25 protein-coding genes, 1 tRNA gene and 2 pseudogenes are annotated in these 20100 nt (G+C 54.0%); all 28 read right to left on the bottom strand.

Translation table 11 applies throughout. From position 1 onward, the window contains the following. Positions 1-40: 40 nt before the first annotated feature. Positions 41-663: pseudogene (locus GNG26_RS08790) on the bottom strand (tail assembly protein). Further along, positions 641-1387, bottom strand: coding sequence for a C40 family peptidase (locus GNG26_RS08785; RefSeq protein ID WP_156238438.1), 747 nt, complete (start codon positions 1385-1387; stop codon positions 641-643). Before GNG26_RS08785 ends, GNG26_RS08790 begins: the two are co-directional and overlap by 23 nt. A gap of 2 nt (positions 1388-1389) precedes the next feature. Then, a complete protein-coding gene (locus tag GNG26_RS08780) occupies positions 1390-2127 on the bottom strand; it encodes a phage minor tail protein L (RefSeq protein WP_156238437.1) in 738 nt (245 codons plus the stop codon). Between the two features lie 57 nt (positions 2128-2184). Beyond that, positions 2185-2523, bottom strand: coding sequence for a phage tail protein (locus GNG26_RS08775; RefSeq protein WP_156238436.1), 339 nt, complete (start codon positions 2521-2523; stop codon positions 2185-2187). A gap of 2 nt (positions 2524-2525) precedes the next feature. Then, positions 2526-5021, bottom strand: a complete 2496-nt coding sequence (locus GNG26_RS08770; RefSeq protein ID WP_156238435.1) for a phage tail tape measure protein — start codon at positions 5019-5021, stop codon at positions 2526-2528. Continuing rightward, positions 5005-5373, bottom strand: a pseudogene (locus GNG26_RS08765) (phage tail assembly protein T); the annotation flags it as partial. The pseudogene GNG26_RS08765 and the gene GNG26_RS08770, both read right to left, overlap by 17 nt. Beyond that, positions 5328-5741 carry a phage tail assembly chaperone G gene (gpG, locus tag GNG26_RS08760; RefSeq protein WP_156238433.1) on the bottom strand — a complete coding sequence of 138 codons (414 nt, stop codon included), beginning with the start codon at positions 5739-5741 and terminating at the stop codon, positions 5328-5330. The pseudogene GNG26_RS08765 and the gene gpG, both read right to left, overlap by 46 nt. A gap of 35 nt (positions 5742-5776) precedes the next feature. After that, complete coding sequence (locus GNG26_RS08755) at positions 5777-6514, bottom strand: phage tail protein (protein ID WP_155166901.1); 738 nt, start codon at positions 6512-6514, stop codon at positions 5777-5779. Positions 6515-6521: 7 nt separating this feature from the next. Further along, positions 6522-6920, bottom strand: a complete 399-nt coding sequence (locus GNG26_RS08750) for a phage minor tail U family protein (protein WP_103179219.1) — start codon at positions 6918-6920, stop codon at positions 6522-6524. After that, positions 6917-7471: a phage tail protein gene (locus tag GNG26_RS08745; RefSeq protein ID WP_103179218.1), complete on the bottom strand. Its 555-nt coding sequence runs from the start codon at positions 7469-7471 to the stop codon at positions 6917-6919. Before GNG26_RS08745 ends, GNG26_RS08750 begins: the two co-directional genes overlap by 4 nt. Before the next feature lie 9 nt (positions 7472-7480). Beyond that, positions 7481-7834 carry a head-tail joining protein gene (locus tag GNG26_RS08740; protein ID WP_155166902.1) on the bottom strand — a complete coding sequence of 118 codons (354 nt, stop codon included), beginning with the start codon at positions 7832-7834 and terminating at the stop codon, positions 7481-7483. Positions 7835-7844: 10 nt separating this feature from the next. Then, positions 7845-8270 carry a DNA-packaging protein FI gene (gpFI, locus tag GNG26_RS08735; RefSeq protein ID WP_156238432.1) on the bottom strand — a complete coding sequence of 142 codons (426 nt, stop codon included), beginning with the start codon at positions 8268-8270 and terminating at the stop codon, positions 7845-7847. Positions 8271-8316: 46 nt separating this feature from the next. Then, complete coding sequence (locus GNG26_RS08730; RefSeq protein ID WP_103179215.1) at positions 8317-9342, bottom strand: major capsid protein; 1026 nt, start codon at positions 9340-9342, stop codon at positions 8317-8319. 67 nt (positions 9343-9409) lie between these two features. Further along, on the bottom strand, positions 9410-9742 hold the full coding sequence (locus GNG26_RS08725) for a head decoration protein (RefSeq protein WP_103179214.1): 333 nt from the start codon (positions 9740-9742) through the stop codon (positions 9410-9412). A gap of 9 nt (positions 9743-9751) precedes the next feature. After that, positions 9752-11077, bottom strand: coding sequence for a S49 family peptidase (locus GNG26_RS08720; RefSeq protein ID WP_156238431.1), 1326 nt, complete (start codon positions 11075-11077; stop codon positions 9752-9754). Next, positions 11058-12650 (bottom strand): phage portal protein, encoded by a 1593-nt coding sequence (locus GNG26_RS08715; RefSeq protein WP_103179212.1) that lies wholly within the window; start codon positions 12648-12650, stop codon positions 11058-11060. The genes GNG26_RS08720 and GNG26_RS08715 overlap by 20 nt, the downstream gene beginning before the upstream one ends. Then, positions 12647-12853 (bottom strand): phage head-tail joining protein, encoded by a 207-nt coding sequence (locus GNG26_RS08710; protein ID WP_103179211.1) that lies wholly within the window; start codon positions 12851-12853, stop codon positions 12647-12649. Before GNG26_RS08710 ends, GNG26_RS08715 begins: the two co-directional genes overlap by 4 nt. Then, a complete protein-coding gene (locus GNG26_RS08705) occupies positions 12853-14775 on the bottom strand; it encodes a phage terminase large subunit family protein (RefSeq protein ID WP_103179210.1) in 1923 nt (640 codons plus the stop codon). The genes GNG26_RS08710 and GNG26_RS08705 overlap by 1 nt, the downstream gene beginning before the upstream one ends. After that, a complete protein-coding gene (locus GNG26_RS08700; RefSeq protein WP_156238430.1) occupies positions 14750-15295 on the bottom strand; it encodes a terminase small subunit in 546 nt (181 codons plus the stop codon). The genes GNG26_RS08705 and GNG26_RS08700 overlap by 26 nt, the downstream gene beginning before the upstream one ends. A gap of 3 nt (positions 15296-15298) precedes the next feature. Then, positions 15299-15550 carry a hypothetical protein gene (locus GNG26_RS08695; protein ID WP_156238429.1) on the bottom strand — a complete coding sequence of 84 codons (252 nt, stop codon included), beginning with the start codon at positions 15548-15550 and terminating at the stop codon, positions 15299-15301. 53 nt (positions 15551-15603) lie between these two features. Further along, positions 15604-15777, bottom strand: a complete 174-nt coding sequence (locus GNG26_RS08690; protein WP_156238428.1) for a GnsA/GnsB family addiction module toxin — start codon at positions 15775-15777, stop codon at positions 15604-15606. 435 nt (positions 15778-16212) lie between these two features. Beyond that, positions 16213-16440, bottom strand: coding sequence for a hypothetical protein (locus GNG26_RS08685; protein WP_103179207.1), 228 nt, complete (start codon positions 16438-16440; stop codon positions 16213-16215). Positions 16441-17539: 1099 nt separating this feature from the next. After that, positions 17540-17998, bottom strand: coding sequence for a lysis protein (locus GNG26_RS08680; RefSeq protein ID WP_114387375.1), 459 nt, complete (start codon positions 17996-17998; stop codon positions 17540-17542). Continuing rightward, a complete protein-coding gene (locus GNG26_RS08675) occupies positions 17988-18485 on the bottom strand; it encodes a lysozyme (protein ID WP_168194519.1) in 498 nt (165 codons plus the stop codon). The genes GNG26_RS08680 and GNG26_RS08675 overlap by 11 nt, the downstream gene beginning before the upstream one ends. Before the next feature lie 6 nt (positions 18486-18491). Next, positions 18492-18722, bottom strand: coding sequence for a class II holin family protein (locus GNG26_RS08670; protein ID WP_168194490.1), 231 nt, complete (start codon positions 18720-18722; stop codon positions 18492-18494). Positions 18723-19252: 530 nt separating this feature from the next. After that, positions 19253-19576: a four-helix bundle copper-binding protein gene (locus GNG26_RS08665; protein ID WP_103179202.1), complete on the bottom strand. Its 324-nt coding sequence runs from the start codon at positions 19574-19576 to the stop codon at positions 19253-19255. Between the two features lie 161 nt (positions 19577-19737). Next, positions 19738-19923 carry a hypothetical protein gene (locus GNG26_RS22635; protein ID WP_103792454.1) on the bottom strand — a complete coding sequence of 62 codons (186 nt, stop codon included), beginning with the start codon at positions 19921-19923 and terminating at the stop codon, positions 19738-19740. 89 nt (positions 19924-20012) lie between these two features. Then, positions 20013-20089 (bottom strand) — tRNA-Arg (locus tag GNG26_RS08660). Positions 20090-20100 lie beyond the last annotated feature (11 nt).

The following is a 20100-nucleotide window of genomic DNA, read 5'->3' as shown; positions in this document are numbered from 1 at the left end:
AAAAAAGCCACCCGCAGGTGGCCTGTAGCTGCAATAAAATTTACTGCTGGTCGCTGGAGAAGATCCCCGCGCTGATAACTGCCCCGCCGATCTCGCGCTCACCAAAAAACACGGGGACCGGATAACCCACAGCCACGGTATTCACCGGCGCGCCAAAAGCGTAATTGGGTTTATTGTCCGTACTGGACGAGGCACCGACGTTGTATTTCGGCTGGGGTGTCAGCATCTGCACTACGCCGCCAAGCGACATAGACAGACCGATCCCGGCAAGGGCCGTAGACAGACCGATCCCGGCAAGGGCCGTAGACGAGGCAGTTACTGCTGCAGCGCTGATTCCGTTTGCAGCTGCCCACGCAGAAAAAGAAGCACCCGCGGTAAAATACGCGGCCACGAGCGCCACCGCCCCGATAACAATCTGCAGCACGCCGCCGCGCTTTGAACCTTCGGTAATGGCAGAAATCCGGTACACCATACCGCCGCGGGTCATCTCAAACTCGTCAAGGCCAATATTGTTTTTGTCATTGAAGAAGGCAAAGCGGATCCCCTGCATATGTCCTTCTGACAGGTAGCGCGCAGCATCTCGCGCAGATCCTCAACGTGAAACTGGTGTTCGCGCCCGAACTTTTTCGCCATGCGGCCTTCAAGTATCAGTGTTTTCAGCATTCATCAGCTCCCTGTGCCGGACCACACGAACGGTGCGGTCGCGGTAATATTTGCCGTACGGCACCCGGGCAGACAGGTTGCCGAAATTATGGTGCAGCATGATGTTTTCCTGGTGCTCGTGGTGACCGAGGTAAACAGCCGCGTGGTTGGTTACCTGCGCCTGTATGCGCATCATGATCATATCGCCGGGGCGCATATCAGCGGGGTCCACCTGGATAAAGCCTTCTGCCTCCCAGTTATCGTCGTAGCGATTTTCCCCCTGCTCCCACCACTCGTACGGTACCGAGTAATCACCCAGGGTAATGCCGTGCTCACGCTGGAACCACTCACGGATCAGCGACCAGCAGTCAGCAAAGCCCAGCACCCAGCGACGCCCGGCGTAGTCCCGGTCCTCACGGGGTGCCAACGTGCAAAAATCACCGTCCGGCCAGCTCATGATGCCCCATTCCACCCCGGACCAGTCGCACTGCACCCTGTCCATTTCGGACGGCACAAGCTGCACCACATCAGGATGCGAGTGGATAATCATAATGATTTCTCCCTGCTCCGATGCAGCCAGCTTATCCCCCGGCGAGATCGTGAAGGCCTCAGTGGGCGTTGCTGAGATATTCCGGCACGGAATGTACTGCTGCGCCCGTCCGGCCTGCACCACCACGCCGCACGCCTCGTTCGGATATTCCGCGGCAACATGAGCGCGGATCGCATCCATCAGTTTTTTTCGCATGGTTATTTACCCTGAAGGTTTGCCGCCGGGAAGCCGCCAAACGGCAGCGGGTTACCGGTTCCGAACCGCGCTTCGCAGTCCTGTATCTGGCCGCCGCACATATCCAGCGCCGGGTTATCCGTGGGGGTGCCATCCTTGAGAAAATAACGGTTCCCGTTGTAGTCGCACCCGGTGCCGGTGCGGTACCAGCCGCGCGTGCACCAGGTGCAGACCGGCGTAATTTGCCGGGTGGGCAGCTGCAGGTTCTGGATGTCAAAGGGTGAGCACAGTTCAAAGTCGACCTGCACCCGCGTTTCAGCGGTTTTGGCATTGACGTAAAAAAGCTGTACACGCTCGTCGGTCGGGCTGGCGGTCGGGTTGCCGGCTGTCCAGTTGGCCGCGTCCAGGTACTTCGCCAGCGTGGTGTGAATCTTCACTTTCGCTCTCGCCAGGTCGTCGTACTCTAGGCATAGCGCAGTCACGTAGTTGCCGACGTTCGACACGGAAAGCGTGGGTGTGGGCTGTGCCCCGGTGCTGGACAGCTCCAGGCCTTTCAGCTCGTAAGGGTAAGGGTCGTACTGCTGACCCTGCCAGATAATGGCAGGCAGGTTGTCAGCCGCGAACGCAGCCCAGCCTCCAGTAGCAATATTGTGGGCATGGAAGCGCAGCACGGTATCCATGCCAAATTCGGTGCCGTCTATTTCGATCAGCTGGACTAACTGGCCCGGTTCCAGCTGCTGTATATCCTGCGTGAAACTCATATTCACCCCATAAAAAAACCGCCTGGAGGCGGTCAGTCGTTCTGGATTTGAAGATATTCAGGGAGCAAAGGACTGCTCGAACGTGAACGCTACTGTCGCTTTTATCCCGGAGGGGAACGAAACACTGAAGGAATCAGCCTTCATCCGGTAGAGCTTCTTCTCCCCCCAGGGGTTCGTCCACCAGAACGATTTAGTGATGTGCGACATAAGGAACGCACGCAGCACTGCGGCCTCGTTTCGTGTTCCCGTCCAGTCAAGATCCCAGACTTCGGACCTGTCATTGAGCCCCATTCCGGCGACCTGTTTATACCCGTCGCCAAACTGGGACTGAAGCGTCCGGGCGCTTTCTGTTCCCCGGGCTGATTTACGGGTGCGCCAGCTGAATGTGTCTGTCACTGCTACCTCCTTGGGTAAAGTACACCACCCGGCCCCATCTCCTTTTTAAGCCGGTCAGTGATGGTCTGCTGAACAATGCCCTGAAGCTGCCGCGCCGTTCCGATGGTGTTTGCCTGGCTGGACTCGCCACCACCCTGCTGACTGACGCTGACCGGTGCATAAACGCTGATCCCTCCCGTGGCCGCAGCGGGCATTCTGCCGCCACCGACCAGCCCGCCGGACGCGTAACCGCGCATCATGCTGTACAGATTCCCCACCCCGATCCGGCTGGTCGCCTCTTTTGTAAAAACGAACTCCCCGCGATGCACCACCCCGGCAGGTTCATATTTACCGCCCGATCCGGTATAGCCGCCCCCGGCAAATCCGATAGCCGAACTGACAGCGCCCACGATCCCTACTCCCGCCTGTTTAAGGGCGATTTGCGCCAGCATCGAAAGCGTTGAGCGGGTGAAGTCACCCCACTTTGCTTTACCGGTGGTCAGCATGTCCGCAAGATTCTGCGTCATTCCGTCAAAGGTACTGGCCGCGACATTTTTCATCTGGCCGTACGCGTCACCCGCAGAATCGGCGTAATCAGCCCAGGCGGATTTTCCACCAGAGAGCCAGTCACCGCGCACTTTATCCTGTTCCTGATAATATCCCTGTAGCGCCTGCAGCTCTTTCTGGTAGCCCTGATCTTTTTCAGACCCGCCACCGTTTTTCCAGCCCTGTAGTAACTGAGCCTCTTCATTGCGCCGCTGTGCCGCACGGCTGCTCATCCCCGCGCTTTCCACCAGCGCCCGGGTTTTCTCACCCATCTGGGTAACGTATTTTTGCGATGTGTCCTGCAGTCGATTGAGACGTTCCTGCGTGACGATCTGGTCACCCAGTTTTGCATTGATTTCAGCCTGCGCGAGCACCTTATCCTTGCTGGCGAGCAGGGACTTTTCATCACCCGTCAGCGCCCGGGTTCTGGCAGCCTGCTCAAGGACCGTAAATCTGGCCTGTTCTTTCCACAACTGCTGGCGCTGCTGGCTAATAGTGTCAATGATATCACTGTGCTGACGCAAAACCTCAAGCTGAGTCTGCAGCTCCAGTGTCTGCGCACTGGTGCTGTCGGTGAGTTTTGCGCCACCGGGCACCCTGCCTTTCGTCGGTTTTTTCAGGGAGTCCTCATACTCCTTTTTGGCCGCCGCCATGTTGATGTTGTAATCCGCCTGCAGGATCCGGCCATCTTTCAGAGCCTTGTTAAGCTCGCCCTGCCTGGCCGTGTATTTCTCCAGTGCAGTCTGCGTTTTGGCATAGTTTGCCTGTGCCTGCGCAGCATACTTCTGGCGATCAGATTCCGCAGCCGCTTCGCGGGAGGCATTCTCCTCGTTCGCTCTGGAAATCCCCGCCTGCTGCTGCGCCATGTCCAGCGCCAGTCTGGCCGTTTCGCGGTCATTCCAGAACCGGGCACGGGCCTCATCATTCACATAACGATCACCCTTTCGCAGGTTCCAGATTTCATCGGCCTTTTTGAAAGCGGCTTGTGCTTTTGCCACCATTTCCTGCGCGGTATCGGGCCGACCGACATCAAGCGCCGCATCCCACATCGACTTGAAAGCGCGTTTCAGCGTATCGGCAGCAGTTTCAATCGACCCCATATTGTCGCGGATGGATTTGGTCTGATCGTTGAATCCGGCGGTGGCCGCGTCGTTTGCCGCCTTAAGTGCCCCGGCTTCATCACCGGCACGCTGCAACTGGGCAACATGTGCTATCTGCTCGGCTGTCACGTTGTGAAATTGCCGGGCCATTGCAATGAGCCCGGATGTCGGGTCAGTTGTCAGCTTGCCATACGCAGCGGCAACCTTATCGACTGGTACCCCCGATGCTTCGGTGAAGCGGGCAACAGCCTGGCTCATGTCGTCAAAATGGGCACCGGCACGCACGCCAGCGTTGATCAGCTCCGTCAGTGCCTTGCTCGTCTGATTAAACGTAAGACCGGCAGACTGGCCGCTTCGCGCCAGCGTGAGCATTCGATCGGCAGTCAGCCCCGAAGCGTTACCGGAGAGCACCAGTGTTTTGTTGAAGTCGGAGAGTGTGGACGACCCGGCATACCAGGTATACAACAGCGCCCCCGTCGCTGAAGAGAGCGCCCCAATACCAAGCATAACCGGCGAGATAGATCCCAACAGTGCACGAAATGTTGGAATAACCCCGCCAAAGGAGTCTTTAACCTGTCCGCCCTGCTGGAGAAGGATCAGCCACGGGCTCTGGCCGCCCGCCAGCTGCGTGGCGATATCGGTGAACTGCGCCGGGAGCATGCGCATCGCCGCGTTATACTGACCAACAGAGATGCCTGCCTTGCGGGCAGCGCTCTCCTGACGGCTGAATGACTGCTGGATCCGCAAAGCAGAATCGTTCGCCGCGTCTCCCGTTTGCCTGAATTCTTTTTTGACGTAGTTGATCTGCTCGTTAAATTTCGTCGAGTTGACGTCAAGATTAACGACCAGATCACCGACTGCCGTCTGGGCCATAGCGTATACCTCCAGAAATACCTTCCGCCTTCGCCATCAGCGCATCGTCGTCCGGCTCTGCTACATCAACGGGTACAGATACAGGTGAAAGAATGCTGAAGCTGGCAGGCGTCAGCTCCGGGTCGGCAAAAAACAGGGTTGAAATGGTGTAGAGCAGGCCGGAGAAATGGGCGTCCAGCTGCGCATCATGAAAGAAATTATCCCGGTAGAAAATTTTCCAGTCGCCATACTCCGTAGAGGACATGCCAGCAAGCATGGCGCGCCAGTCAGGGCGACCGAACTCACGCGCCAGTTTCAGGACAAACGTCAGCTCACTGGCGAGAGCTTTTCCGCCGTAACAGGCTCTGCAGATTCGCTGATGCCAACCTGCGGCGCCTCCAGTTGCGGTTCAATCATGCCGGAGAGGAGTTTCACCTTAAAATCCGCTTCAGCAATAAGCTCCGTCGGCCAGGTCTGCAGGACTTCATCCTGAATTTTCATCACTTCCGCTGACGCGCCCTCAGGAAGCGTACCTTTCAGCGTATGACCATGCCAGAGCGACAACGCCACCAGGTAAGCACCATTTTTCACGGTGAGGGTGATAGCGGTCTGGAAATCACCTTCTTCAACCGCTTCCAGCTCTTTCAGGTACTCAAGGTGTTCAATGCGCTGCAGCGCGGACAGCTGATACAGCGTCACGCTGCTGCCGTTATGCTCGAGCAGTTCAGTTTTAAGAAACATATTTACTCCGGGGAACGGGGCTCGCGCCCCGGTTATCAGGAAACGGTGACCTTGCAGATCGCCACAAAGTTACCGTCATTGCCCATGACGATGATTTCGACAGCGCCTGCCGCCACGCCGGTGATGGTAAGGATATTACCGCTGACGCTGACCGTTGCTTTTGAAGGATCACTGCTGGCTACGCGGAAGGATTTATCTGAAGCGCTGGCTGGCAGGACCGTCACTGCCAGTTGCGTGGTCGCACCGACAGCGACCGCTGCAGTGGATTTATCCAGGCTGATACCCGTCACGCCAATTACCGCAGTACCGCTGTCTTCTGCCAGAGAGGGTTTGCCGTTATTAGTGATCTTTGCCGTTCGGGTCATCACTTCTTTAGCCGAAACGGTCTTCCCAAGGCTGCTCACCCAGCCTTTAAAGACATCGACGGCGCCATTCGGGTACTTGATTTTGTATCCTTTAACCGTGCCGTCATCGAACCAGTTCACCAGGTCCTGCTGACCGCTTTCACCCGGCAGCCATGCCAGAGTAAAACTCGTGTCGCCTGCTGATTTCTGACCCTGCATGGATGAAGCCCAGTCTGCGTTGTCATCATCGATATAGGTGTCGTCCTCTGACTCGGCGGTGAGTTCGCCTGGCTGCAGATCCTTGATCTTTGCCAGACGCAGCCAGTTAACATCCGAAAGGGGACTGGCGTAGGGATCGCCGCTTCCGGTGTAAATCCAGAGGGTGGTGCCGGCCCCTTTCGTCGGTGCCAGCGGGTTAGGTGTGGTCATAACGTCCTCACATTTCGTAGGTGATGGAATATTTCAGATCGGCTGAACTCCAGAGTCCGATATCATCATCGCGCTGGTAGTCATAGCCCTGCTGCACCATGTTGGTGATAAGGGATGCAAGCCCCGGGATCTCCGCCAGAACCGGGTAAACACGCGCTTCCATCCATTCATCCAGCTCCGAATCAGGCACCTGGGCAGGAAGAAAGACTTCTACATGAAGAGTGGCCTGCCAGACATCGGCATCCAGTTCTTCCCCGGTGTACTCCGCGTCGGTGAGATAAACGGCGACGGCCGGGAAATCTCCCTCTTCGAGCACTGCTGGCCTGCCGTCAAAATAAATGGCGTCAGTACCCATCGCGCTTTCCAGCGCGTCAAGAATCAACTGTCGGATATCACTGTGTTTCATTTTGTCAGAATCAACCTGAGTTGGTTTGTAAGGGATGCCCGGAGCTCTTTGGGCATATCCGAGTCCATGAGCTTCGGCAGCTCAGCTTTAAATGCCGTGGTTAAAGGGGCTGCCAGAGGAATGCTGACCACTTCGATCGGATAACGGGGCTTTGCTGTTCGCCTCATGACGTGCCAGCGACCGTTTTTAAGCTGCTGAATGAATCCGCCCGGGAAACGGAACGGTCCTATGCGCAGCACGCTGTTGGCCCCTTTCTTATCCCGTTTTCTGCGGGAAAGGCGCACGCTGGCGGTACCCAGTTTTATGGCCGGTAAATTGCCACGATTTACACGGATAAGCGCGCGGGGTTTATTAACCGTCGCACGTCTCAGCCTGGCGCGTTGCTTTACCAGTTTTCGCGGGACCCGGGTATCTTTCGACACGACTGCCACGCTGCGGCTGACGGCCCGGTTTGCCACGCGGTTAACGGCCTGTGCCGACGCTCGCGGGACGGCCGTTTTGCTGATGCTGTTGAGGTTCTCTATCGCCTGCTCAAGGCCTTTAATGGACATGCAGCCTCCTTAACGACGGCGGGTACCGGCGGGCGGGCTCCCGTTACCCAGCCAGATATGGCAGGATCCACAATCGTCAGGGCCAATTCGCTCAACCCAGAAAGCCCGCCCGTTAATCATCAGGGTGTCCATGCGTTCCAGCTGCTGAACAGTGGCGGTTTCCACAAACAGGGTCGGACTGGTACCTTCAACCCGAATCCCCACACCGGCATAACCAATATTCTCCGGATCATCGAAAACGCCCATCAGGGTGACACCTGACAAAGCGCCTGACATCACCTTTGCCTCTGCGCCCATCACACTGCGGATAGCGCCATCCGCTCGCGACATGGCCTCGTCAAAGAGATTATCGAAAACAGCCATGCGGTCCCCTTCAGACTTCTCTGGCCAGCCCCTTTGCGATCAGCTCGTCTGCATCCTGTTCGGATACGCGAATGATCACACCGGGCTCAGCGATGGAGACCGGTTCGTTACGCATGGCATGCAGCGCGTCAATATGCAGGGTTGCCAGCGTTTCTACTGTTATCCGGTCATCGGTTGTGGTCGCTTTCTTTTTTTCTTTCGCCGCGTCAGCAATATCACCGTCGGTGCTGCCGGTGCTGCCGGTGCTGCCGGTGCTGCCGGAAGCATTCTCCTCTCCATTTTCACCGTCAACCGAACCGGCATCTCCATCCAGCTCCTCTTCAAGCTCAGCAATACGCATCGACAGCTCCTGGATGGTGCCGCTGGTATTTACGTCACGGCCAAGCATTTTGCCCAGCTCTTTCAGCCGGGCGATGAGTGTCTCTTTTTCAGTCATGGAAGCTACTCCGAAAAATTGGCCCCGAAGGGCCACCGGGTGGAAGTTACGCGAGTTTGACGGACACAAACTCGTCCGCGTCTGCCAGCAGCATCAGCGGCGCGGACTGGATCATGGTGAATTCACGGGCCGGGTCACCGGTCTGCACCCAGTTTTTTGGATAGCGAGCAGAGGCGTTAATGCCCTCGCGCTGCGCGTCCACATCCTGGATACAGCCATAGGTCCGCAGACCGCGCGCCTGTGTGTTACCCAGTACCATGGTGTTATCCGGCAGGTAATTCTTCTGCACACCCCCTTCAACGTACTGACCGGCATACACGACAATTGCCACATCGCCATACATACCCTTGTAGGAAACCGCCTGACCGAGATCCTTGAGTGCGGTTTCCAGCTCAGAGTTAGAGCCGCGGCGGGTATCCAGCTTGTCTTTGACGGCCTTGAAGGAGCGGAACAGTGACCAGCCCTTTGGATCGAACACGATGATGTTGACCACGCCACTGGCATTCACCGCATACGTCTCGATATCATCGGTCGGATCATAGGTTTCTTTGTCCCGGGCGGACCAGGCCGCAGCACCCGCCTGAACAATGTTGTTTCTGGCGCTGCGTTGCATATCCACCTCCACCGGCTCAAACGCCTCCCCGGTCATGGTATATTTACCGCTGAGCACGGCGGATACGGCCTGCATTTCTTCTACCTGTGCAATCGCCAGCTCTTCATCTTTCATGTTCTGCAGAATGATGCGGCGGCGGCGATAGGCAGGATCAGCCAGGTTCTGTGGATCTTCATCCGGCAGGCGACGCAGGGTCATCTGCGGGTTTACTTCATGCTTCGGCTTGACATAGCCAGGCGTAAATTCTGAGGTTGTGCCACCGCGGGAGCGGATGACCTTGCCGGAAATAACAGGCGAGACATAGAGTGCCATGTTCACCAGGCCCGGGATTTGCGACAGGTACACTTTTTCAGTGCTGAAGGGATAGCTTTCGCGGAAGAAGATGCGAAGGAAAAGCGGATCGAACTTAAATTTCTTCTGATTGACCGCCAGCAACTGGGCAGTAGTATAAATCGACATAGATTTTTCCCGTAAAAAAAGCCGCGCAGGCGGCTTTTATGGATGAATGTGAGTGATAAGAAAGGATTCAGATGATGCTGACGGCCGTGCCGGTGAACGCGTTACGTTTGATATGCTCATCGGTCACAGCTGAAGGCCAGAGAACATCTTCAATGCGGAATGAGCCGGATTTATAAAATGCCAGTTCCACGCTGCTCTGGTCTGCCGCTACGGCCAGAATACCGCATGCCGCGCCAGCGTGAGTACCGTCCCAGACCGTTAACTTGCCCGTAGCGGCATCCAGCATGAGTGGGGTCATTGCCGGGGTGGATGCTGTCAGTTCACCAGGTGCATATGCAGTATGTGCCGGATCACTGTTGCCCAGCGGCTGTTGATGGGTAAAAACTTCAGTCGTTGCCATAAGAGCCTCTTAAATGGGGGTGTTTAACAAATCTTCACCTGCTTCAGCAGATGCATTACCTGAGGACAACGCACCTGGTGCTGTTTCCATCAGGCGATCCAGTGCCGTATCGGAACGCGCCTGGGCACTTTGCGGTGCAGCGGCCAGAATGCGCTGTGCGCTTTCGACCGTCATACCCGGCGTTTCGGCCAGTGCACGCGCCTGTGACTCACGTCCTTTCGCCTCTTCGCAGTTCAGGATCCCCATAATTCGGCCATTTTCGGCACTCACCGCTGCGGCGACCCGGGCACTGACCTCTGCCGGTGAAGCAACAACTGCAGCAGCGGTTTCGACGGTATTTGTCTGTTCTGCTGACGCGGTGGCCTGAATTGCATCCGCAGCTGATGCGGTGGTTACTTTTTCCATATTTCCTCCAGGGGAGATTGTTTTTCGTTTGTTAAGTGACTCGCGCATCACGTTCAGCGCGTCAGTGTTATTGACCAGCTCTTCAGCCAGACCGGCATCCACCGATTCCTGACCGGAAAATACAGCCGCTTCGGTATCCAGCACGGCCTGCACGGACATGCCGGTATAAGCAGCAACCTTTTCGGCAAACATCCGGCGGGTGGCGTCAATCCGCGTCTGAAAATCATCGCGAACGTCTTTCGGTAGTTTTTCGTAAGGGTTGCCATCAACCTTGTGATCGCCGCTGTAAATCAGGGTCACCTCGACGCCCTGCGTTTTCAGGGCAGCCCCGTAGTTGCTGTGCGCCATCATCACGCCGATTGAGCCCGTACGCGCGGTCTGGGTGACCAGACGGCGGGAAGCGGCGCTGGCGATAAGCTGCCCGGCGCTGCAGTTCATATCGTTTGCCAGCGCCCAGACGGGCTTGATATCGCGCATCCGCGCAATAATGTCGGCGCAGTCGAATGCCCCGGACACCATCCCGCCAGGCGTATCCATATCGAGGAGAATGCCGTCGACGCCGGGATCGCTCATGGCCTGCTGCAGGCGGGCAATGATCCCGTTGTATCCCGTCATGCCGGAATAAGGCTGCAGCGACCGGGTTTTACTGACCAGCGTGCCGGAAACAGGCAGCACCGCGATGCCGTTCGTTATCTGGTAACTGCGCGCTGTCCGGGGTCCCATTTCCTCATCATCACCAAATAGCGCCAGCGGCTCGGCAATCTGCTCGGCACCGAGCGTTGCGCCCGACACCGTATCCGTCAGTCGGGTCATCCCCAGCTGACCTGCCAGTGCGCAAAAGAAAACCCGCGCATAGGCGGGTTCAAGCATCAGCGGCTCATTAAAGGCCATGCTGGCAATATGCGGGAGATTACGCAGCTCTGGCGTCATCTTTATTCTCCTCGTTTGATTTTTTCAGCCCGGATTCAAAAGCGGCTGCCGCCCAGGCCGGAGGTTTTAGGCCCGCACTCCGGCGCTCCATAGTTTCACGTACCTGCTGAGAAAATATTTCCTGATAGTCATCCCCGCGTTTGGCGCACTCCTTCTCATAGGTACTGAGACCGGCCTCGATCAGCATTACAGCCTCCTGCACCTCCTTCAGGCCATCAATAGCCATACGCCCCGAACCGATCCAGTTTGCGTTGCCCCATGAGGTTCTCGCTTCATGGAAGCTGAACCTGGCTTTGGATGGGAGCGTGACAACCCGGCGCGCAATCGCCTCTTCCAGCCAGCAGACAAACATCTGACAGGCCTGCCGGGCTGCGACGAACTTGCGGCGACCCATAAAGAACGCCCAGGATTCATTGGCGCTGGCGCGTGCGGTGGAGTAACTCATCTGGGAATAGTTACGCGAGAGCTGCTCGTATGACACCCCCAGCCCGGCGGCGATATAGCGCAGCAGTGACTGTTCAAAGGTTGAATAACCGTTATCCGTATCCTGTGCTGACTGCAGATTCAGTGAATCACCAGGCATCAGGTGCGGGACTTTGGCACCACCGAGCCGAACCGGCGCCGCGGTGTAATACGATGCCATCTCACCGAGCCACCCTGTCATTTTGCTTTGCTGGTCTTTACTGTCAGAGCCGAGGATAAAGTCCATTGCCGTCTGCGTATCCAGTTCGCTTTCGATGGTGGCTGCATACATCGCTTTCACGATCGCACTCTGCAGCTGCGTGTTTTGCAGGGTGTCGAGCATCTTCATCTGCTCCATCACGCTGTAAAACACGTTAGCGCCGCGGGTTTGCCCGTCTTCGAGCGGCTCGAACACATGGATAAACGATGGTCTGCCCCCGGGCAGTTCCCGGGGAATATACGTCCATTTCTGTGCCATCCAGCCCGGGTAACCGTCCTCACTCACGTAATAGCCCAGCGCTGCACCAGCATCGTTTATGCTGACACCGGCACGGCAGTTCCGGGTGTCCCCCATGTTATTCGGGTTGCTCACGCGCTTCGGGCTGACCATTTTGAATTGCGTGCGGAAAAGCCGCGTTGAATCACTGTCCCAGGTGGGCTGCACGCACAACTCACCGTTGAATGCATGCGTCGCGACCCCCTCACGGATCATCATCGTAAACGTTCGCTTGCGCTCGGCATCAATTCCGCAAAAGTCATCTTCAGCATACTCATACCAGGCGGCTTCCACCTCCCTGGCAAACGCGCGGCTCTCCTCTTCTTTAATGCCAAGATAACGCCAGCTCGGGCAGTAACTCAGTCTGAAAAATGACCCGACTATGTGATCCTGGTGAAGTTGCACGGCGTTTGCTGCGTAGCCGTTATTTCGTACAAGATCGTCAGCACGGGCATTTCCACGTGAGAAATTAGGCAGGAGCGCCGCATCAGCACTTTCGATGGGCGGATTCCAGGATCGCAACTGGCCGCCAAAGCCGCCGCCACCGCCGTGATACCCGGCATATTCGCGCAGGGATGTTCTACCGTCCGGCCCCACTAAAGCTGGTAATTTCATACATAAAACCCTGCCGGTCCCCGGCGCCGTGAAGTGGAGCCAACCTGAGATTCAAGGTCAGCAATGTATTTTCTCAGCTCGCTGACTGAGGTAGCTGTAAATTCCACCCTTCGACCATCTTTCTGTACCGTTGCCACCCGTTTACCCATCATGAGGTCATGTAATGCAGCGCGTGCTGCCTCCAGGTCAGCCTGTGTCGCCATTATTCTTCTCCGGATAATGCCCGGGCGTAATCCGCCAGGGTTTTGTGATTTTTACGCCCGCTGTCTTCCTCCAGCAGACTTGCCAGAAGAGAATCGAGATTAAGCTGCCATCGCGAAATGCTGATCCGCAGGGCTGCAAGTGCGTAGACAAAGCAGTCGAGCGCCTCATTTCGTCGCTTTTTGCTGTCCCAGACGATCTTTTTCTTACCGTCCACCCACTTTTCGACCTGCTCCTCAGCTGTCAGCTGCTGGGCTTCAGCTAAATCATAGATTTCAGGGTTATTCGGGAAATGCACTGCCCCGGCGAGGGGTTCACCGGCCTCTGGCACGAGGGTGAAACGGTTATAGATTTGCTCTTTTGCCGTATCGGTTCCCACTTCCGTGAGATAAACACCGTTTTTGTTGCGTTTGCGCGGCATGCTGGCAACGGGTTTACCGTAGACAGATGCCCCTTTAATGGGTATCAGGCGGAACAGGCCATGCTTTTTCGAGCGGTTGTAAACGATGGTCGGGTCGATACCGCCGATATCCCAGCAGATGCGTGAAACCGACATTTGCACCCCATTTTCCCGGGTGTATGTCCGGTTGATAGCCTCATCAACCCTGAGCAGAGTGGCTTCATCGTCATGACGGCCCATGATGATCTGCCTGTCGATAAGCCAGCTTTCTTCGCCGGGCCCCCAGCCCCAGACCCGCATTTCATAACGGTCAAGCTGGGAGTCGATACCGGCAGTCAGGTAGGCCACCCGGTCCGGTACCGCGGCGCCAAAGTGCTCCTTACGTTCGGCCATTACGTCAGCATCGGGACGGTCGCCAATTTTCGGCTCCCATGTCTCACCAAGCGTGGTGTTCACGAAAGTCTTGCGCTTGCCGGTGTCCCCTTTGGTCTTGATCCAGTCTTTGACGATTTGCACCCACGTCGTGAAGGGACTGTAGGCGGTCCAGATATGAAAAGTGACGCTGTCAGGTGGATCAATTTCGGTACCGGATGATGAAAACCAGCACAGGCCGTCCCGCGTCCAGATTCCCGTCTCCCCGCAAAGGTAACGGGCCTGCGCAAAATCGAGCTCCTGCTGCTTAATCACACAGGCGTTATGCTCGCAAAGGTAAAACACACTGGCAGGCTCACCCGGCGTCCACTTGAAGCCGAACGGCGTCTCTTTATCGCCGAATTTCAGGTACTGCTCCTCACCACAATGCGGGCAAGGAACGTGGAACCGCAAAAAGTGCTGCGACTCTTTCGCGGCACGCTCAATCTGGCAGGTGCCCCTGACTTTTGGCGTGGATCCACGGATAGACTTGGGCCAGACCGAGCCTTCAATTCGCTTATCGCCCAGAAAAGTTGGAGAACCTTCTTTCTCAATGTCTTCATCAAAGGCGGCCAGTTCGTCATAGCCCGCCACATCGACGGATTTCTCACGATAGTTTTTTGCGGCCTTCCCCCCCAGACACCAGAATCCACGCCCGTTTGAAAAACGTTTCATGCTGAGCGTGTTGTCACGGTGTTTCTTGCCATACCAGGGAGCAAGGGACAGGAGCGAGGGAATATCACGGATTGTCGGCTCGACATGCGACTTCATAAAGTTTTCGGCATCGCCGTCAGTCGGCAACCAGATCAGAGAATTTCGCTGCTTATGCTGGATGAAATACGCGTAAACCCCGAGCAGCATTTTTGAGTAGCCAACACGGGCAGATTTCACGACATTTACTTCACGGATATAGTCGTTGCCCATGGCATTCATGATCGCACGCTGGAAGGGTAAGGTTTCCCAGCGCCCTTCCTGATAAGCAGACTCTTTCGGGAGGTAATAGTTATCGTCTGCCCACTCAACAGCTGTCTGCGGCTCGGGCCGGAAAAGCGAACGGAGTCCCGCACTCACAGAGTGCTGCAACCCCTTAGCCTGACTGTTCGATATATTCACTCAGCAACCCCGGTATCATTTCATCCAGCGCAGCTGCTTTGTTCATGGCCTTAATGACGTCCTTCTTGAGGAAATCAATATGTCGGTTTTCCAGTTCCGGGAAGCGCCGCTGAACCGACAGAGGCACTCCATCGAGAATACTGGCAATTTCTCCGGCTATCCGCGACAGCACGAACGTGCAGAATGCGGTCTCCACCACCTCAGCGGACTCTTTTGCATTTTTAAGTTCCTGAGCGTCAGCCTGTGCTCGGGTGAGACGGTGCCGCTCATATTCAATCGTTCCTGGCTGAAGGTCAGACTCTGAAGCAATCCGCAGGTCTTCGACCTCCTTCCGTAATTTTTCATTTTCAATCGCAGTGTCACGCGCTGAATACCATTCGATAACGGCGGCGGAATTATACAGCACCTCATTTCCCTTCCCGCCTCCACGCGCTACCGGCATCCCCTGATCCTGCCAGTTCTGAATCGTGCGAACGCTGACGCCGAAAATCTCGGATAAGATTTTTTTGTTAACCTCCATTGCTCACTCCTTGCATAAAACAGAGAAAGGAAACGACAGACGCCAAATCACCATTTCCTGGGCTTCACCATTTCCTTTCTTTTGAAGGGGTGTTTTCAGTAAAAACAGCGAGATAGCCAGAAGAAGAACGGAAACGGCAAATACCTGAAAATTTTCATAAATAGCGAGAATCTGCGAGGTCGCCGCCCCGTAACAGGCCGATATGCCAGAAAGGACCCGCAAACGATAATGGATGTCAATTGCATTAATGCGCATGCGATGCGCAATAAAAAAGGCCGCTGTTGCGACCTTGTGTTTGGAGGGTGAGATTAAATTAGTTTAATTTTTACGTCATAACCTTCAAGGCCTGTCATCGTTTCGCGAGGAACAAATTGAATTTCAGAAATTTCTTTTCCGGTTTTTTTTCGTAGTTCTGAAATTTTTTTGGCTATCAGAGCGGCAATGTCTTCCTCAGCCTTTTGCGTCAGAGCTTCAATTTTCATTTTTACCTCTTCTGATTCATTTACAGTTTCCATTCTCCAGCAAGGTGACAGTTTTTGATTAACAATCCTTAACCATAACTGTATATAAATTATAGACCATCAATATTGCAGACGCTGCATGCACAAGGAAATTGCTTGCATAATCATTTATATAGCGACCTCACCATGTTAGTACTGCTCACGTTGAAGTCGATAAAAAGCCCCTGTATCACTACAAGGGCTTTGGGCATATGGTGCCGGGTGCCTCCCGGTGAGTCCTGGGTTAACCACCCGTGACTCGCTGCTTCAGTCTTTCATGATGAGCGCCAGTGAAGAGCGTTCAGGTTACTTAGCCCCGCCGCTGAGGGGGATTCACCATATTTTTAGAGTATTGTTTCTGATATCATTTCACTCATTCACAGACTGAAAATAACTTTTGATACCGCTTACGTACAGTCAAAGGTATTTATTCACTGCATTTATCACTTCTTCTTTAGTCAGCTCCCGATCGGAAGCAACACAAATCTCGACGTGATCACCTGTTAATGAATGTATTCCGGTAAGCATTATTTTTAACGATACTTCATCACCGTTTGGGTAATTCCGTATAATAGCTGTTACAGGTTTAAGCACATTTACGACTTCTACCTGTTGGGAGTTAAAGAAGACCAAAACCTTTTTCATCGATTTGCCTCAATCCCCGTGCGTCTGTTTTAAGGCAATTTTCGCTTTGTCTTCAAAAAAACGCTGACACTTAGAAAAAAACCATGTTACTGCATGACCTTTATTAGCACTGCTTATCTTCCAGACCATATTACTTTGGTGCCACCAAGCGAACTATCTTTCATATACAAGCAATACACCTTCCTCATAACCATCTCAGGAGAGGTGATTTGAGTCTATACATAAAAAAAAGTTAAGCATCCATTAAAAAGAAAAAGTGCTGGGATGTGCTGCCTGCTGGCATAATTTAACGCGACAAACCCAGAAAGGTAGCATGATAAACTGGAATCATGCATGAAGATCAGGTGAAGTCTTTATCGTTTTCATCATCAACTGTACTCTGTAATGGCAACCATACTCATGCTTTGGTCGCGCTCATGTCTGGAGATTTCATCGTTCTGTAGTCACCCATAGCCAGTTCGGGATTGGCGCGCTCTATAATTTTATCTCATCAATCCTTACCAGATATACAGCCGGTTCTGTAATCAGAGATTCAGGAGAAGGCCATTGCTTGCATTTGCCGCCATTCAGCTGCTTCGATCTGGCGCGTTAGTGCTTCACGCGGTTACCTTCAGGTGGATAAATCAATGCTATCATCCACTGCCGGGGGATACTTTCAAAGCAAGGCGTAAGCCAGAGGAATGGATAAAAATCACTTAAAGTTGTAAAAGAATTGCAATTTCTAACGAAAGTGTTATTGTCCCCGCGCTACGAAAGCTAGAAGCACATAAGAAGAAAAATAGTTTGACTCAAAGTTGCCCCACACCGGGGCTTTTTTTTGTTTTTAGAATCACATCCCGTCTCACAATCGCAACCCGTCAACGTTTTATCCTTCCTTCATTTAAACGAACATTCCCAATTGAATTGATGAGTGCAACCACTTACTTGTCAGTGAATAAAGCAGCTTCGCTTCAAAGACTGTTCCCATAATGATATTTCAGTGAAGTAACTATGGTAATAGGGTAACGATATGCATTTGCATACCCTTATAAGCAGGCCGAATTTCCTGCTCATAAGGGTTTTCTTTTGTTAGCTTCACATGGGGTATAGTTTCTAGCAGCTACTTCAGGCACTGCGTATTGATGTATTCCTGCAGCACCCTTAACGCTGACTGGTCTTGCTTAATCCCGGCTCGGATACCGAGAACGTTTCGTCCAGCAGCGTCAGAGAGTTCGATGGTGGCATCATGGCCCACGCCGGAGGTGCTGGCTTCGGTTGAGGCTGACACAGGACACTTGCCTTTGACGAGCACCCGGCCACCATTATCAAGCTTGCGCTGCAGAGCATCATTTTCAGCTTTTGCATCGGCTAATTCCTTTGTGTATTTCGCATCCAGAGCTGCAACGTCGCGCTGACGCTGCTGCATATTGATTATCATGTCTTTCGCAAGCTTCAGGCTTTGTTCGGCAGTCTCGGCGCGCTGACGCTCGTCTTGAGCTATGCCATAGAACCAGAACGCGAGGGCACCGGCTACCGTCATCACGGCAAACAGAATCAGAGGCTTCCATTCAAAGGTCATTGCTGCTCTCCGCCAGGCACATCGATCGCTCCATCTCTCGCCGGTTCTGGAGGCCTTTCCACTTCATGCCACCAGCGTAAACCCAGCGCCGCATCTCTTCGCACGCTCCGTCGTGATCGCCTTTGTTCAGCTTGCGCAGCAGCGTGGACTTCGAGAACGCATCAGACCCAACGTTGAAGACAAAGCTGTAAAGTGCAGCGCGCTGATATTCGCCCAGCGACACCTTCACCAGATTGTCCACCGTCCGCTTTGCTGGCTGTAGGTCTTTCCACAAGAGGTTGTCGCAATCGCGATCGGTGTATTTCTTCCCTCTCACGATATCCCGGCCCGTATGGCCGTCGCACACAGTCCACACCCCGGCGACGTCTTTATACGCTTCGTACTTCCGTCCTTCCACACCATCCTTCCCGCCGAGAAACAGCGAGGCGATCAGCATTGCACCGCCACCAGCAGCGGCGATGAGTTTGTTACGCAGGCTACTGGTCATTGGCATTTATTCATCTCCGACTTTGACTGTTGGGCCATACTTCTCAAGCGCCTTAACCTGCGCATTGGCGACCTTACGTTTGAAGTACCAGTTAATGAGCCCTGTAACGATTATTCCGGCAATACCAGCCAGTACGCCGATGGCGCTCCATTCGTCAGGGCTCAGTTTTGTGAGGACGCCGTTCAGGATGGTTCCTCCTGAGGTGCCGAGGGCGACTCCGGTGACAAGTTTGCTCATACGGGACATTTCTCTCACCTCGCTGGGATGCGGGTGTTGTTTGGGTAGGGTTCAGGCTTTCCGGATGAATTAACGACAAGACGAGTGATGGGGGTTCCGGGAGCCTGAGATAAAAAAAGGCCCGCATTTTCAGCGGGCCTAACTGAGTTTAAATCTAAGTAGGTAGGCATGTTCCCCAGCCACCATCCGTATTGCAACTGTGTCGAGCAGCATTACTGACCGGTCAGGAGCTCCGGTTAATGGTTATGGCTTGGTTACGATTAAATAATAGCACTACTAACGAAGCGCATATAAAAAAAGCCTGCTTTTGCAAGCAGGCAATACTAAACCCAGGTATTGATACTAAGACAGGTGCCGGGTGCCTCCCGGTGACTCGTTACCAGTTATACGAGCCGCAAGCATATCTGCACTTAGCAGTTAACTGGATTGCCCCGCCGCACAGGGGGATTCACCTGACTCTTAACAATAGCAAAAGTTTGTCAGAATTCTAAAGTGTCGATGCTCAAACAGAAAACTGGAAGCAAGTTCCATTAAGCCATCGAGCGGCACGCTTCTGCGCAACGAAGGCAAGCTTCAGAGCATTTCTGACAATGTTCTGCTTCGTGCTTCCCACATTCTTCACCGCATTTCTGACAGACTTCTGCGCAGACCCGGCATAGCGATTTGGCAAATTCACTATCAAAGGTCATAAATTGCGCTGCGAGCCGACAAATATTCGCGCACTGCATATCGAGTCTTATGCACTCACGCATCATATCCACTTGTTCTTCTTTCAGACATGAAGCAGCACAATAATCACAGGCAGCCGCGCATTTGTAGCAGGCCTCGATGCATTCAGCATGGTTAATTGGCATATTTCGCTCCTTTCAGTCGTAAGCAGAAAACTAAGTCTGGTTACAGGAGTGCGATGATGCCAGTTAATAGGAGCGTTATTCCAAATTCGCCTAAATTGTAATTACAGGGAACGCATTCGAATAACGACTACCTTCATCAAATTCCGAAACGACTAACGATCTCATGATGGTGTAAGAGGACCTTCCAGAACTTCTGCTTCACCATTATCACAAATGGGATCCCCCTGCGTCAGGTGCCAGATACCGGTTACGGTCTTACCCGTTTCAAGGTCTTCCGTTTCTCCATGGGTATAGTAGGCAACCTGAACTCTGCCATTGTGCTGTATCCAGTAAAAACCCTCTATCATGCCTTTCCCTCCCTCACTGAGAGGAGAGTGTAGCCATTGTGGTTACGGGCTGGTGTGAGAAATACTTAATTAAGAATGAAGCGATGCAATGGTCCGCCATCGAGGACTCGAACCCCGAACCACAGAGGTAGAAGCTCCGTGCTCTTTCCAGTTGAGCTAATGGCGGATAAAAAAGAC

It is taken from the genome of Leclercia sp. J807, from assembly GCF_009734465.1.
GTDB lineage: Bacteria > Pseudomonadota > Gammaproteobacteria > Enterobacterales > Enterobacteriaceae > Enterobacter.
The sequence above is the reverse complement of the archived record's forward strand: the minus strand, read 5'-3'. Positions and strand labels throughout refer to the sequence as shown.

Excerpts from the sequence above, each read along its gene's own strand:
- GNG26_RS08740 (WP_155166902.1), bottom strand. The coding sequence starts at position 7,834 with ATGGCTGTTTTCGATAATCTCTTTGACGAGGCCATGTCGCGAGCGGAT.
- GNG26_RS08725 (WP_103179214.1), bottom strand. The coding sequence starts at position 9,742 with ATGGCAACGACTGAAGTTTTTACCCATCAACAGCCGCTGGGCAACAGT.
- GNG26_RS08690 (WP_156238428.1), bottom strand. The coding sequence starts at position 15,777 with ATGAAAATTGAAGCTCTGACGCAAAAGGCTGAGGAAGACATTGCCGCT.
- GNG26_RS08675 (WP_168194519.1), bottom strand. The coding sequence starts at position 18,485 with ATGACCAGTAGCCTGCGTAACAAACTCATCGCCGCTGCTGGTGGCGGT.
- GNG26_RS08780 (WP_156238437.1), bottom strand. The coding sequence starts at position 2,127 with ATGAGTTTCACGCAGGATATACAGCAGCTGGAACCGGGCCAGTTAGTC.
- GNG26_RS08680 (WP_114387375.1), bottom strand. The coding sequence starts at position 17,998 with ATGACCTTTGAATGGAAGCCTCTGATTCTGTTTGCCGTGATGACGGTA.
- GNG26_RS08695 (WP_156238429.1), bottom strand. The coding sequence starts at position 15,550 with ATGCGCATTAATGCAATTGACATCCATTATCGTTTGCGGGTCCTTTCT.
- GNG26_RS08750 (WP_103179219.1), bottom strand. The coding sequence starts at position 6,920 with ATGAAACACAGTGATATCCGACAGTTGATTCTTGACGCGCTGGAAAGC.
- GNG26_RS22635 (WP_103792454.1), bottom strand. The coding sequence starts at position 19,923 with ATGATAGAGGGTTTTTACTGGATACAGCACAATGGCAGAGTTCAGGTT.
- GNG26_RS08785 (WP_156238438.1), bottom strand. The coding sequence starts at position 1,387 with ATGCGAAAAAAACTGATGGATGCGATCCGCGCTCATGTTGCCGCGGAA.
- GNG26_RS08710 (WP_103179211.1), bottom strand. The coding sequence starts at position 12,853 with ATGGCGACACAGGCTGACCTGGAGGCAGCACGCGCTGCATTACATGAC.
- GNG26_RS08700 (WP_156238430.1), bottom strand. The coding sequence starts at position 15,295 with ATGGAGGTTAACAAAAAAATCTTATCCGAGATTTTCGGCGTCAGCGTT.
- GNG26_RS08745 (WP_103179218.1), bottom strand. The coding sequence starts at position 7,471 with ATGTCCATTAAAGGCCTTGAGCAGGCGATAGAGAACCTCAACAGCATC.
- GNG26_RS08720 (WP_156238431.1), bottom strand. The coding sequence starts at position 11,077 with ATGACGCCAGAGCTGCGTAATCTCCCGCATATTGCCAGCATGGCCTTT.
- GNG26_RS08755 (WP_155166901.1), bottom strand. The coding sequence starts at position 6,514 with ATGACCACACCTAACCCGCTGGCACCGACGAAAGGGGCCGGCACCACC.
- gpFI (WP_156238432.1), bottom strand. The coding sequence starts at position 8,270 with ATGACTGAAAAAGAGACACTCATCGCCCGGCTGAAAGAGCTGGGCAAA.
- GNG26_RS08670 (WP_168194490.1), bottom strand. The coding sequence starts at position 18,722 with ATGAGCAAACTTGTCACCGGAGTCGCCCTCGGCACCTCAGGAGGAACC.
- GNG26_RS08770 (WP_156238435.1), bottom strand. The coding sequence starts at position 5,021 with ATGGCCCAGACGGCAGTCGGTGATCTGGTCGTTAATCTTGACGTCAAC.
- GNG26_RS08715 (WP_103179212.1), bottom strand. The coding sequence starts at position 12,650 with ATGAAATTACCAGCTTTAGTGGGGCCGGACGGTAGAACATCCCTGCGC.
- GNG26_RS08685 (WP_103179207.1), bottom strand. The coding sequence starts at position 16,440 with ATGAAAAAGGTTTTGGTCTTCTTTAACTCCCAACAGGTAGAAGTCGTA.
- gpG (WP_156238433.1), bottom strand. The coding sequence starts at position 5,741 with ATGTTTCTTAAAACTGAACTGCTCGAGCATAACGGCAGCAGCGTGACG.
- GNG26_RS08730 (WP_103179215.1), bottom strand. The coding sequence starts at position 9,342 with ATGTCGATTTATACTACTGCCCAGTTGCTGGCGGTCAATCAGAAGAAA.
- GNG26_RS08665 (WP_103179202.1), bottom strand. The coding sequence starts at position 19,576 with ATGCCAATTAACCATGCTGAATGCATCGAGGCCTGCTACAAATGCGCG.